Genomic DNA, 11,323 nt, shown 5'->3' on the forward strand with positions numbered 1-11,323 from the left:
CGCCTTAATCAACTACCATACCGCGCCGGTTCCCAAACGGGACTAATAGGGAATCCGAGGCGCGGTACACCCTCGCCAACCGGAACTGCCCCCGCAACTGTAGATGCCGAGCCTGCTCCTCGATGCCACTGGACCTCGTCCGGGAAGGCTGGAGCCTGGCGACGACGCATCAGTCAGGAGACCTGCCGGCCCAAGCTCAATCACTAACCGGCGGGGTGTCCGGGAAGGACATTCTTGCCTGTCGCTCCCCCGGAGCCCGAGAGTGAATTTCCGAATGGCACGTACGCTTCACTCGGAGATCGCCCCATGCTGCCACGCGTTACCGCCCTGCTCACAGGCGTTGGCTTCTGTGCCCTGGCCCAAGCCGCGCCCACTCACTACCCGCTGACGGTGGAAAACTGCGGCAGCCAGATCACCTTTGCGCAAGCTCCCGCCCGCAGCGTGACCATCGGCCAGGCCGCCACCGAGATGCTGTATGCCCTGGGCGTGGCCGATAAAGTGGTCGGCACCTCGCTGTGGTTCAACAGTGTGTTGCCGCAGTACAAGGCACAGAACGATAAAATCGAGCGCCTGGCCAACAACGAACCGAGCTTCGAAGCCGTGATCGCCAAGCGCCCGCAACTGGTGGCCGCCGAGCTGGAATGGGTGGTCGGCGCGCAAGGCGTGGTCGGTACCCGCGAGCAGTTCCATGAACTGAAGATCCCCACCTACCTGCTGCCCTCCGACTGCGAAGGCAAGGACAACCTGGTGGGCGCCGACGGCACACGGCTGGAGCCGTTTCGCATCGAGACCATCTATAAAAGCATCCGCCAACTGGCGCAGATCTTCGACGTGCAGGAGCGCGGCCAGCAGCTGAACGACGAACTCAAGGCGCGCCTGGCCAAATCCGTCGCCACCGTGCAGGGCAAAGGCCTCAAGCAGGCCAGCGCGCTGGTGTGGTTCTCCAGTGCCGAGATGGCCAGCGACCCATACGTGGCTGGCCACAAAGGCATCCCCGAATTCATGCTGCAAACCCTGGGCCTTTCCAACGTGGTGCAGTCCGATGAAGAGTGGCCCGCCGTGGGTTGGGAAACCATCGCCAAGGCCAACCCGACCTTCCTCGTCATCGCGCGCATGGACCGCCGCCGCTACCCGGCCGACGACCATGAAAAGAAACTCGCCTTCCTGCGCAGCGACCCGGTAACGCGCAACATGGACGCGGTGAAAAACAACCGCATCATCATCCTCGACGCCCTGGCGTTGCAGGCCAGCATCCGCATGTTCGACGGCCTTGAACAACTGGCCACGGCCATCGACGGCTACGACCTGCCAAAATGATGCGCACCCTGCTCGCCCTGGCCCTGCTCCTGGTTGCCGTCCTCGCCGGCGTGGCCATTGGTGAAACCGCCATCTCGCCACAGGTGGTGCTCCAGGTACTCGCCAACAAACTGTGGGGCGCCGGCTACGTGCTCGACCCCATCGATGAAGGCGTGGTGTGGAACTACCGCCTCACCCGCGCCCTGGTCGCCGCCGCCTGCGGTGCCGGGCTGGCCACCTGCGGGGTGATTTTGCAATCGCTGTTGCGCAACCCGCTGGCCGATCCCTACTTGCTGGGCATCAGCGCCGGCGCTTCGACCGGTGCGGTGCTGGTGGCGTTGATGGGTGTGGGCGGCGGCTTGGTGTCGTTGTCGGCGGGCGCGTTTATCGGCGCGATGGCGGCGTTTGCCCTGGTGATCCTGTTGGCGCGGGCCAGCGGTTCGGTCAGTGGCACCGGCCAGATCATCCTCGCCGGTATTGCAGGCTCGCAATTGTTCAATGCGCTTACCGCGTTCCTGATCACCAAGTCGGCCAGCTCCGAACAGGCGCGCGGCATCCTGTTCTGGCTGCTCGGCAATCTAAGCGGCGTGCGTTGGCCCTCGGTGTGGCTGGCGGTGCCGGTGGCGGTCGCCGGCTTGGCCGTGTGCCTGTGGCACCGCCGGGCGCTGGATGCGTTTACCTTTGGCAGCGACTCGGCGGCGTCACTCGGTATTCCGGTGCGCCGCGTGCAATTTGTGCTGGTGGGCAGCGCGGCGCTGGTGACGGCAGTGATGGTGTCGATTGTCGGCTCTATCGGCTTTGTCGGGCTGGTGATTCCCCATGCCGTGCGCCTGTTGCTTGGCACCGGGCATTCGCGGCTGTTGCCCGCCAGCGCCTTGGGTGGCGCGTTGTTCCTGATTGCGGCGGATGTGCTGTCGCGCACGCTGATCAAGGGCCAGGTGATTCCGGTCGGCGTGGTCACCGCACTGGTCGGTGCACCGGTGTTTGCGCTGATCCTGATCGGCCGGAGGAATGCGCGATGACCGTCCTCAGTTGCAGCGGGTTGGGCTTCAAGGTGCGCGAGGCCGAGTTGCTGCGTGATATTCATCTGGACGTGCAATTGGGCGAAACCCTCGGCATCGTCGGCCCGAATGGCTCCGGCAAATCCACCTTGCTCAAGCTGTTGGCCGGGCTACGTGCACCAGCGTCCGGCGACGTGCTGCTGGGCGGCCAGCGCCTGGGCACGCTGTCCCGCCGCGCCATCGCGCAGCAACTGGCCGTGGTGGAGCAACAGGCCGACACCGACGACGCCATCCGCGTATTCGACGCCGTGGCGCTGGGCCGTACGCCGTGGCTGTCGGCGCTGAGCCCGTGGTCCTTGGATGACGATGCGATCGTGCGCCAGGCCCTGCGCGACGTCGACGCCACCCACCTGAGCCACCGTGCCTGGCGCAGCCTCTCGGGCGGGGAACGCCAGCGCGTGCACATCGCCCGCGCATTGGCGCAACGGCCGCAGATTCTGTTGCTGGATGAGCCGACCAATCACCTGGATATCCAGCATCAGCTGGCGATCTTGAAGGGTGTGCAGGCGCTGCCCGTGACGACCTTGATTGCGCTGCATGACCTTAACCAGGCACTGACCTGTGACCGCCTGGCAGTGTTGGATCGCGGGCGGTTGGTGGCGCTGGGCAAACCGCTGCAAGTGCTGACGCCGCAGCGGTTGCACGAGACATTCGGAGTGCAGGCGCATTACCTGACGGACCCGTTTGATGGGGCGCAGATCCTGCGGCTGCGTTCCGCTTGATACTGGAATAGCGGTTTATCGTGGCGAGCGGGCTTGCCCCGCGTTGGACTGCGAAGCAGCCCCAATAAGGCCGCTGCATTCCTCCAGGTCGAACTGGGGCGCAGGGTTTCAGGGCCGCTGCGCAGCCCAACGCGGGGCAAGCCCGCTCGCCACAACAGGCCTACAGGGACCGCTGCATATGCGTCGTCCGCCACACCGGGTCTGCTTCCACATCCACCACCTCGAACCCCTGCCGAACCCAGAACTCAATCGCTCCCGGCAAAAATGGGTGGGTATGCAGGTACATCACCTCAACCCCATCCGCCTGCGCCAGCGCTTCCAGTGCACGGTACAACTGCCTCGCCAGGCCAAAACGACGAAAGGCGGGAAGCACAAACAACCGCACCACCTCCACCGTCTTGCGGCCTAGGTAATCCAGCTGAGGGAAACGCCCGTCATAGGGCAGATAGCCGATGGCCGCAACAATTTCGCCACCGTTGCGAGCGATCAAAAAGCGGCCTTCGCCCTGAAGATAAATCGACGCAAAGCACGCGAGGTCAGCCGGCATGCCGGCATCATGAAATTTGGGAAACAGCTCGGCACGCGCCTGCAGCACAAATGCCAGCACCTCAGGCACATCCCCCATTGCAACCGGCCGGATGATCACTGGCGCAACTCACACACCGCATTGCCCTTCATGCCCGACGCATGCACGCTCACATGGCGCACCGTAAAACCGGGCTTCACCACCAGCTTCTTCTCTTCCCAGGTGCCGCCGTTTTCAGCCTGGTAACCGATGGCGCCATCGGCTTGCCAGGTCAGGCGCAGGGTGTACATGCCGTTATGATCGAGTGTTTGATGAATCGGCGTGTCGATGATCGGCTTGGCCTTGTTGAACGTACGCAGGTTGAAAATCCGCTGGTCCGTACCGGCTGGCGAATAGCTGGAGAGAAATAACGTATCGTCTTCGGCAGCATCCTCGGCGGCCGCCAGGATCACCGATGGCACCCACTTCTCGCCACGGTCCTGGGTGTCAGTGACGACCTTGCAGGTCAACTGGCCCTTGCCGGTGACGTTCTGGCGCCAGCCCGTTTCGTAGAAGCCGTAGGGCACGTCGAAGCGCAGGGTCTTCTCGGTGACTTGCTCGCAGCCGGCCAGCAGGTAGAGCGCTGATAAAGCGATGAGTCCTTGAAGAAACTTCACGTGCTGTCCTTGGCTTGAATAGGTGGGGCCGGGAGATTACCTGGGCAGTCAGAAAAAGTGGATAGATTTAGCGGGCTGCCGTGTCGTGATATACCTGCGCCCGTCATTGATTTCAAACCCGATGGGTTAAAGGAGATGAGCTGAAAATGACTGAACTACCCATGGCTGACGCGCGCCAGAATGATAAAAACCGCAAGATCATCCAGACCGCTATCAAAGAACGAAACCTGGCAGGCGCGGCAAATAACACCAAGTGGAACGAACTGATTGCACACATGCGCCAGCGCTCGGGGTGGGTACCGTCTTATCGCTCAAAATCCATCACAGGCCATATCTCAGGATGGGATGCGGAATGGTTTTACCACCTACCTTTCCCTTTTGCGTATGTCGAATGGCTCGACATCGGCTTGTGGCAAGAAGCGCCTTCGTTAGGCGTATTACTGCCACGAACGTATATTGACCATACCGAGGAAATCTCTCAGGTTATCTCGCAGATAGGCTTCGAATTTGAAGTGAAGGCCGACGTACTGAGAATTTGGGGATACCTTCCAAAATCTTTCGATGACTTTCCGCCGGCATAACGTACAGCGGCGGATCCTGCGGCCACGCCCGAACTAACGCCTTGCGACTGCTGGCCCTGCTTCAGCCACCATCACTGTAGTGAGCGGGCTTGCCCCGCGCTGGGTGGCGAAGCCGCCCCAAACCCAGGCGACTCGGTGTGTCAGGGGTATCGTTGCGCCCCTGGCGCGGGGCAAGCCCGCTCACTACAAGTTACAGTCGGCATGGCGGTTTGAATGATCAGCTCTCCAGTCGGGCACTGATCCACTGGCGGCTATAAGCAAGCACGCTCCCCCCCATCACCACCGGAAAATGAATAAACCCATGCGCCGCCTCCGGCAGCAGATACGCCTCTGCCCGCGGCCACCGCTCAGCGATCAACAGCGTGTCATCCTTCAATGGGTCCAACTCCCCCACAAACATCAACGCCGGCGGCAGGCCCTCGAAGTCGCCATACAACGGCGATAACGGCGGCTGCCGACGCTCATCATCGCTCAGGCCCGGTGTCAGCATGCTCAGCGCTTCGACCATGCCAGGACCGTCCAGCAGCAATGTTTGCGGCCCCGCCGCACGTACGCTCGGGGTGCCGGTCAGGTCGTACACGCCGTAATACAACACCGCCCCGCGCACGCGCTGGAGCAGTTGCGGCCATTGCTTCAACGCCAGCAATGTCGCCGCCGCCAAGTGCCCGCCGGCCGATTCGCCGACCACGAACACCGGCAGGCCGACAAATTCATCGGCCGTGAGCAACCAACGCGCCGCCGCCAGGCAGTCGTCCATCAGCCCTTGCACCGGCGTGTCGACCGCTAGCCGATAATCCACCGACACCACCGCCACCTCGCAGGCGTTGACCATGCCCAGGTTGAGGTCGTCATCCATCTGCGCATTGCCGATCACCCAACCGCCACCGTGGATATCCAGCACCACGCCCTTGGGCTTGCCGCTCGGCCGCAGGATGCGCACGGGTACGGAGTCGACCAGTTTGCATTCAGCAGCTGGCGCTTTCTTAAGCATTTGGCTGGTGCGCAACAGCGCCTGGATCAGGCGCGGTGTGACGCGATTACGGATCTTGAAGCGCGGCATCCAGGCGAGCTTCTGGTTGAAGCGGCGCATCTCGGCCAGTTCCGGGCCACTGGCGGGCCAAGGTGTGTAGGCCATCAGCGGTTATTCCGCAGGATCGAAAAGTTCAGCGCCGCTGCCACGCACAGCCACGCCAGGTAGGGGAACAGAATCAAGCCGGTGATCAAATCCAGTTGCACCGCCAGTACCACCATGGTCGCCACGGTCAGCCACAGCACCGCGAGAATCACCATCCCGGCCAGAAGCCGATGGGCGCCGAAGAACACCGGCGTCCACAAGGTGTTCAAGGCGATCTGCGCGGCCCACAAGGCCAGCACCATTTGGCTGCCCGGGATAAGGCTGAGGCGGTAACCGGCCCAGGCCAGCAATAGGTAGATAATCGTCCAAGCCACCGGGAACAGCCAGTTGGGTGGGGTGAAGCTGGGTTTGACCAGGGAGTCGTACCAGGCTCCCGGCTTGAAGATAATGCCGGTACTGGCAGCGGCGGCGCAGGCGAGCAGGAAGATGAAGAAGGTCATGGGCGGTCCTTGGCTGGGTATTTCAACTTTGACGCGTAGGACGCGGGTAAAAGTTCACTGCGATTCAGGGCATCACGATGTTCAGCCAAGGCCACCGCGCCTGATAACTGCGGGCCTTCTGCACAAACAACGCCCGCTCAGGATGCAGTGGGTTGATGCGTAACACGCCCTGCTCCACATCTTCCAAGCCATAAGGCGCATACACCTCGCCCGTGGCAATCTCCAGGCCGATGCACGTGCCCGCCACCAGGTAACGGTCAATCCCCTGCCTGGCCGTGTGCAACTGCGGGTAAGGCCGGCCAAAGCGCTCGCCGTACCACAGATGCACCCGCGCCTGGTTCTTCACCTCGACGTTGACGCCCAGGTCCTGGAACAAGCGCTCGGCCGCACGGATCACTGCGTCTTCAGCCTCGTAGGACAGGTCGGTATCGAAGTAGAAAACGTCGTAGTCCTTTACGCCATGGGCCGCCGGCAAATTCGACTGATGATTCCACACCGCCTGGAACAGGCAGCCCGCCGTGAGAAAGCACTGGTCCACACCCAGGTCGGGCAGGCGCGCGGTGATTTCGGCGTTGATGGGGTTGGCCATGGCCAGGTTGAGCAAGGTTTCGACAGTCAATGTCATGGGCTCTCCGTTATCCGTGACGCGCTCGAACGGCAGAGGTTACACCACGGTGTGGAGGGTTTCGTGACCCGCGCTTTTCGATCTCACGCGGGATCAGCGTAAACCAGGGCTTGCGGCAGCACCGCCCTTGCCCCCCTTCAATGAGAAGCTTCAGCCTCGGTCAGCGGCTGGCGCTTGGCCCACTCCATCAGCTCCAGATTGGGAATGTGAATACCGCCATCCACACGAATAACGTAATTGGGCCAAGGAATGTCCACCCCCGCCCTCTGCAAATTGGCAATGCGCCCCGCCGCATGGCGATCGACCTTGTAGCAATCGAACGCATACTTTGAAGTCTCGTCCTTGGAATTGTATTGCCGGTACTTCACCACTACGGTGCATTTTTTCTGCGGCAGATCCGTAACCTCGCTGAGTTCAGCAACGCTCGCAGGGATCAGCAGCCCGTTCGTTGCATTCACCAGGACCTGCTCGCTCGCCTTGATCAGCCTCTGCCCTTTCGGGATGTTGAACAGACTCATGTCCGGGCTTTTGTCAGCGGCGGTTTCAAGCACCAGCCCCGTCAGGATGGCCGCACGATTGCCGACATTCGTCACCAACACCTCCATCCGGTCAAAATCGCTGTAAGCCAGCGTGATGTCCAGTTTTGAATAGTCCCCTTTCAACCAACTCCAGGCGGGAGGAACAACCACAGAGGCTATAGATACAAGGGCCACTGGCAGTCCGAAAAGCAGACTCAACCGTTCCAGCTTGCCCTTAGTCAACTTCTTCACTCGATTCCCTCTTACGCATAGGCTGATGTCACGGCCAGATAGTGGCACTTAACCATCATGCCATGCCTTGGCTCGACCATCAGCCGCCTGAGAGGGGTGTTTTCACGCCTGCAACTCACCCGCCCGATGCGCCGCCGCGTCGTCGTAAACCACATACAACGACTCGGCGACCTGGCTCTTGATGGCCTTGGTGGACTCAAGGCCCAGCACAAAACCCTCGGCCTTGCCGCCGGCGCGATTGAGTTCCTCAGGGGTGGCGGCGCCGGTGATGGCGTCGAACAGCTTGGTGGCGTGGGGGGCGACGCCCTTGGGCAGGCTGATCTGGTCGATGGACATGGGCGATACCTTAAAAGAGAGAATTCGGTAGCGCGTGGAACCACTGCCGGGGTGGCATGGTAGACCGGCTGGCACAGAAAGGCGCGGCTTTTGCGCATATCGCGCTCACCGGGCGGCCTTTTTCATGACACTGCCCCACAACACCGTGATAGCGCTAAGCTGGATCCCCCACCCGCCCCGCAGGCCCAGCACCATGACGCTCTCCCCCGACTTCACCCCCTGGGCCTCCCTGCTCGGCGGCGCACTGATCGGCCTCAGCGCCGGCCTGTTCATCCTGCTCAACGGGCGCATCGCCGGTATCAGCGGCCTGCTCGGCAGCCTGATGGCCAAACACGCTGAAGGCCGCGCCGAAAAAGCCCTGTTCCTGCTAGGCCTGCTCGCCTCGCCCTGGCTGTGGGCACTGTTCGGCACCTTGCCCGGCGCGTCGATCCAGGCCGGTGGTGCCGCGCTGGTGCTGGCGGGGCTGCTGGTGGGCCTCGGCACACGCTACGGCGCCGGCTGCACCAGTGGGCACGGGATCTGCGGGCTGTCACGCCTGTCGCTGCGCTCGCTGGTGGCGGTGGCGTGCTTCATGGGCAGCGGGTTTGCCACTGTCTACATCATCCGCCATCTGATGGGAGCCTGAGCGTGCGCAAACTGACCGCCTTGATCGCCGGCCTGCTCTTCGGCCTGGGGCTGTACCTCAGCGGCATGACCAACCCGGCCAAGGTGCTCGGGTTTCTCGACCTGGCCGGCGAATGGGACCCGTCCCTGGCGCTGGTCATGCTCGGCGCGCTCGCCGTCAGCAGCGTGTTCTTCTACGTCGCCAGGCAGCGCCGCACCGCGTTGCTGGGCGCGCCGATGCAGATGCCGACCAAGCGCACCCTCGACCGGCGGCTGGTGCTCGGCAGTGTGGTGTTTGGTGTTGGCTGGGGGATCGCCGGGCTGTGCCCCGGCCCTGCGGTGGCGCTGTTGCTGACCGGGCAATGGCAGGTGGGGGTGTTCGTGCTGGCGATGGCGCTGGGGATGTGGCTGTTTGAGCGGATTGAGGCGCGCAGGTTGGCCAAGGCTTGAGGCACGGGCAGGCGTTTGTGCTTTATCTCCACCCGCCTGCGGCCTACATTGAACGCCTTATCGATCAACCCCGAGGTCAGCCCCCATGGCACGCATCGTCCGGATTCACGCCTACGGCGACGCCAGCGTCTTGAAACTCGAAGACGTAGACGTCCCCGCCCCCGCCGCCGATGAGGTCCAAATCGACGTCAAAGCCTTCGGCCTCAACCGTGCCGAAGTGATGTTCCGCAACCACGCCTACCTGCAGGAAGCCGAATTCCCCAGTCGCCTGGGCTACGAAGCGGCCGGTGTGGTGATAGCGGTCGGCACCGGTGTCACCGACCTGCAGGTGGGCGACGCCGTCAGCGTCATCCCACCGCTGGACATCGCCCGCTGGGGCACCTATGGCGAAGTCGCCAACGTGCCCGCCCACCTCGCCGTCAAACACCCGCAAACCATCAGCTTTGTGCAAGCCGCCGCGTGCTGGATGCAATACGTCACCGCCTGGGGCGCCCTGGTGGAACAGGCCAAACTGACCCAGGGCGACACCGTGCTGGTCACCGCTGCCTCCAGCAGCGTCGCCCTCGCCGCCTTCCAGATCGCCCGCAGCGTCGGCGCCACCGCCATCGGCGTGACCCGCACCCGCGCAAAAAAACAGGCGCTGCTGGATGCCGGCGCAACGCACGTCATCGTCAGCGACGAAGAAAACCTGGTGGAACGCGTGATGCAACTCACCCACGACCAAGGCGCCCGCGTGGTGTTCGACCCCATCGGCGGGCCGGGCTTCGAAGCCCTCACCCAGAGCATGGCCCGAGGCGGCATCTTGCTGGAGTACGGCGCGCTGAGCGCGGAGCCGACGCCGTTTCCGTTGTTTACCGTGTTAGGCAAATGCTTGACGCTCAAGGGGTATCTGTACGCCGAGATCGTCGCCAACCCGGCGGCACTGGAGCGGGCCAAGGCGTTCATTCTGGACGGGCTGGCGTCTGGCGCATTGGCGCCGGTGATTGCGAAGACGTTTGCGTTGGACGAGGTGCAGGAGGCGCATCGGTTTTTGGAGGCGAACCAGCAGGTGGGCAAGGTGGTGGTGACGGTGTGAGGGCGGTGTCCTAGGACATTTCCCAAAGCAGGGCAGTGGCTTGCCCGATTGCCTACGCCTGCGTCAGAATCCGCCGGCTTGTGCGCTGGGGTGGTGGAATCTATGGTTGCGCGGTCGCTGAATTTTTCGGTGATCGGGTTTAGTAGCCCGGATCGGTTATCTGAATGTGCATGAGCTTCATCAGTCAGACATCACGTCTGTGCTTGATGGCGGCTGTGCGCAGGGCGTCCTCGGACGCGCCGGCTTTAGATATCCACCGGTCTACTAACCTGCGTACAGCTGCCACCCACTCGTTTAGTAGCGGGGAGGTGGTGGCCCAAGTCAGGATATCTTTATGCCTCACGTCATGCAGGATTCAACCGTGCTCTTCTGCGTTGCTCCAGACGCAAGCAATGAAGCCCTCATTGCCAATAGTTACGAAACCTTCGCCTCTGTCAGTACCCTTCTGCTCGATCTATCCGAAGATCTGAGCGGCAAACATCGAGATATTGCACTGGCTATCCACCAATTGAGTGAACTGGGCGTGTTACTCACAGCCAAGCTCCTTGATCGTGAGGCGCCCTCCGCGGGCTGACCATAGCTATCCAGAAGACGAGGCAGGTCAGTGGCTGAGTCGAAGTATGAAAAATGGGGGCGGATTGATCCATGAAGAATCAATTTGTCCCCTTTTCAGTGGACTCAAAACGGCCTTTGATGAATGGCTACTCTCGGCCGATTCTGTTGAAAAAGTCGGATTTGCAGATCGGCTGAACTCACGCACGATCTCCACCGGAGAACCTACTCACCACATCGAGTGGTTTTCTGGCCCTTTGTTGAGCTTTGCAGCTCGGTTATTGGGTTGGTTTGAGGGTTTTTGCTTTGTGCAGACGCACCTATCCCGTAACCGGTGGCCCTTGAGAGGTAAATTTGGCCAGACGTCGTAGGTTCTGCACCGCGGCCGCCAGCGTGAACTCATCGGTCGCGCCACTCATGCCACGTAGTCGCAAGCGATCCAGTTTCAGGATGCGCTTGAGGTGGGCAAACAACATTTCGACCTTCTTACGTTCG

Annotated in this window: 16 protein-coding genes and 1 riboswitch; of the genes, 8 read left to right on the forward strand and 8 right to left on the reverse strand. The window is 62.1% G+C overall.

Annotated features, from left to right (window positions below; genetic code table 11):
- The first annotated feature begins 9 nt into the window (after window positions 1-9).
- Window positions 10-205, forward strand: a riboswitch (cobalamin riboswitch).
- Between the two features lie 101 nt (window positions 206-306).
- The 3 genes from BM026_RS09510 to BM026_RS09520 are packed head-to-tail and all read left to right on the forward strand — an operon-like array spanning window position 307 to window position 3,079.
- Window positions 307-1,317 carry an ABC transporter substrate-binding protein gene (locus BM026_RS09510; protein WP_092250306.1) on the forward strand — a complete coding sequence of 337 codons (1,011 nt, stop codon included), beginning with the start codon at window positions 307-309 and terminating at the stop codon, window positions 1,315-1,317.
- Window positions 1,314-2,318 (forward strand): FecCD family ABC transporter permease, encoded by a 1,005-nt coding sequence (locus tag BM026_RS09515; RefSeq protein WP_093528254.1) that lies wholly within the window; start codon window positions 1,314-1,316, stop codon window positions 2,316-2,318. The genes BM026_RS09510 and BM026_RS09515 overlap by 4 nt, the downstream gene beginning before the upstream one ends.
- Window positions 2,315-3,079, forward strand: coding sequence for an ABC transporter ATP-binding protein (locus BM026_RS09520; protein WP_092250301.1), 765 nt, complete (start codon window positions 2,315-2,317; stop codon window positions 3,077-3,079). The genes BM026_RS09515 and BM026_RS09520 overlap by 4 nt, the downstream gene beginning before the upstream one ends.
- Before the next feature lie 160 nt (window positions 3,080-3,239).
- Here BM026_RS09520 and BM026_RS09525 read toward each other — a convergent pair whose 3' ends face one another.
- Complete coding sequence (locus BM026_RS09525; protein WP_092250494.1) at window positions 3,240-3,704, reverse strand: GNAT family N-acetyltransferase; 465 nt, start codon at window positions 3,702-3,704, stop codon at window positions 3,240-3,242.
- 17 nt (window positions 3,705-3,721) lie between these two features.
- Complete coding sequence (locus tag BM026_RS09530) at window positions 3,722-4,261, reverse strand: hypothetical protein (RefSeq protein ID WP_256575370.1); 540 nt, start codon at window positions 4,259-4,261, stop codon at window positions 3,722-3,724.
- A gap of 146 nt (window positions 4,262-4,407) precedes the next feature.
- On the opposite strand from BM026_RS09530, the gene BM026_RS09535 reads away from it, so the two are divergent.
- Window positions 4,408-4,842, forward strand: a complete 435-nt coding sequence (locus tag BM026_RS09535) for a DUF6678 family protein (protein WP_175507940.1) — start codon at window positions 4,408-4,410, stop codon at window positions 4,840-4,842.
- Window positions 4,843-5,059: 217 nt separating this feature from the next.
- On the opposite strand, the gene BM026_RS09540 is transcribed toward BM026_RS09535, so the two are convergent.
- The 5 genes from BM026_RS09540 to BM026_RS09560 form a co-directional block, all read right to left on the reverse strand.
- Window positions 5,060-5,977, reverse strand: coding sequence for an alpha/beta hydrolase fold domain-containing protein (locus BM026_RS09540; RefSeq protein WP_093528257.1), 918 nt, complete (start codon window positions 5,975-5,977; stop codon window positions 5,060-5,062).
- Window positions 5,977-6,417: a tryptophan-rich sensory protein TspO gene (locus BM026_RS09545; RefSeq protein WP_093124739.1), complete on the reverse strand. Its 441-nt coding sequence runs from the start codon at window positions 6,415-6,417 to the stop codon at window positions 5,977-5,979. Before BM026_RS09545 ends, BM026_RS09540 begins: the two co-directional genes overlap by 1 nt.
- Window positions 6,418-6,481: 64 nt before the next feature.
- Complete coding sequence (locus tag BM026_RS09550) at window positions 6,482-7,042, reverse strand: nucleotidyltransferase family protein (RefSeq protein WP_092250294.1); 561 nt, start codon at window positions 7,040-7,042, stop codon at window positions 6,482-6,484.
- Between the two features lie 137 nt (window positions 7,043-7,179).
- Window positions 7,180-7,812, reverse strand: a complete 633-nt coding sequence (locus tag BM026_RS09555; protein ID WP_092250292.1) for a hypothetical protein — start codon at window positions 7,810-7,812, stop codon at window positions 7,180-7,182.
- Window positions 7,813-7,914: 102 nt separating this feature from the next.
- Window positions 7,915-8,148, reverse strand: coding sequence for a hypothetical protein (locus BM026_RS09560; protein ID WP_093528261.1), 234 nt, complete (start codon window positions 8,146-8,148; stop codon window positions 7,915-7,917).
- Between the two features lie 193 nt (window positions 8,149-8,341).
- On the opposite strand from BM026_RS09560, the gene BM026_RS09565 reads away from it, so the two are divergent.
- The 4 genes from BM026_RS09565 (at window position 8,342) to BM026_RS09580 (ending at window position 10,850) form a co-directional block, all read left to right on the forward strand.
- Window positions 8,342-8,773: a YeeE/YedE family protein gene (locus BM026_RS09565; RefSeq protein ID WP_093528264.1), complete on the forward strand. Its 432-nt coding sequence runs from the start codon at window positions 8,342-8,344 to the stop codon at window positions 8,771-8,773.
- 2 nt (window positions 8,774-8,775) lie between these two features.
- The gene (locus tag BM026_RS09570) at window positions 8,776-9,201 is read left to right on the forward strand and encodes a DUF6691 family protein (RefSeq protein WP_093528267.1); all 426 of its coding nucleotides are present in this window, start codon (window positions 8,776-8,778) and stop codon (window positions 9,199-9,201) included.
- An 85-nt stretch (window positions 9,202-9,286) separates the two neighbouring features.
- Window positions 9,287-10,276, forward strand: a complete 990-nt coding sequence (locus BM026_RS09575; RefSeq protein WP_093528270.1) for a zinc-dependent alcohol dehydrogenase family protein — start codon at window positions 9,287-9,289, stop codon at window positions 10,274-10,276.
- A gap of 334 nt (window positions 10,277-10,610) precedes the next feature.
- Window positions 10,611-10,850, forward strand: coding sequence for a DUF6124 family protein (locus BM026_RS09580; RefSeq protein WP_093528274.1), 240 nt, complete (start codon window positions 10,611-10,613; stop codon window positions 10,848-10,850).
- A 298-nt stretch (window positions 10,851-11,148) separates the two neighbouring features.
- Here BM026_RS09580 and BM026_RS09585 read toward each other — a convergent pair.
- Window positions 11,149-11,323, reverse strand: a 175-nt coding sequence (locus tag BM026_RS09585) for a transposase (protein WP_175507941.1), incomplete at its 5' end; no start/stop codon positions are given.

The organism is Pseudomonas sp. NFPP24 (assembly GCF_900112095.1).
Classification (GTDB): Bacteria; Pseudomonadota; Gammaproteobacteria; order Pseudomonadales; family Pseudomonadaceae; genus Aquipseudomonas; species Aquipseudomonas extremorientalis.

Coding starts and splice junctions, on each gene's coding strand:
- BM026_RS09510 (WP_092250306.1), top strand. CDS start 307: ATGCTGCCACGCGTTACCGCCCTGCTCACAGGCGTTGGCTTCTGTGCC.
- BM026_RS09515 (WP_093528254.1), top strand. CDS start 1,314: ATGATGCGCACCCTGCTCGCCCTGGCCCTGCTCCTGGTTGCCGTCCTC.
- BM026_RS09520 (WP_092250301.1), top strand. CDS start 2,315: ATGACCGTCCTCAGTTGCAGCGGGTTGGGCTTCAAGGTGCGCGAGGCC.
- BM026_RS09525 (WP_092250494.1), bottom strand. CDS start 3,704: ATGGGGGATGTGCCTGAGGTGCTGGCATTTGTGCTGCAGGCGCGTGCC.
- BM026_RS09535 (WP_175507940.1), top strand. CDS start 4,408: ATGACTGAACTACCCATGGCTGACGCGCGCCAGAATGATAAAAACCGC.
- BM026_RS09540 (WP_093528257.1), bottom strand. CDS start 5,977: ATGGCCTACACACCTTGGCCCGCCAGTGGCCCGGAACTGGCCGAGATG.
- BM026_RS09545 (WP_093124739.1), bottom strand. CDS start 6,417: ATGACCTTCTTCATCTTCCTGCTCGCCTGCGCCGCCGCTGCCAGTACC.
- BM026_RS09550 (WP_092250294.1), bottom strand. CDS start 7,042: ATGACATTGACTGTCGAAACCTTGCTCAACCTGGCCATGGCCAACCCC.
- BM026_RS09560 (WP_093528261.1), bottom strand. CDS start 8,148: ATGTCCATCGACCAGATCAGCCTGCCCAAGGGCGTCGCCCCCCACGCC.
- BM026_RS09565 (WP_093528264.1), top strand. CDS start 8,342: ATGACGCTCTCCCCCGACTTCACCCCCTGGGCCTCCCTGCTCGGCGGC.
- BM026_RS09575 (WP_093528270.1), top strand. CDS start 9,287: ATGGCACGCATCGTCCGGATTCACGCCTACGGCGACGCCAGCGTCTTG.
- BM026_RS09580 (WP_093528274.1), top strand. CDS start 10,611: ATGCCTCACGTCATGCAGGATTCAACCGTGCTCTTCTGCGTTGCTCCA.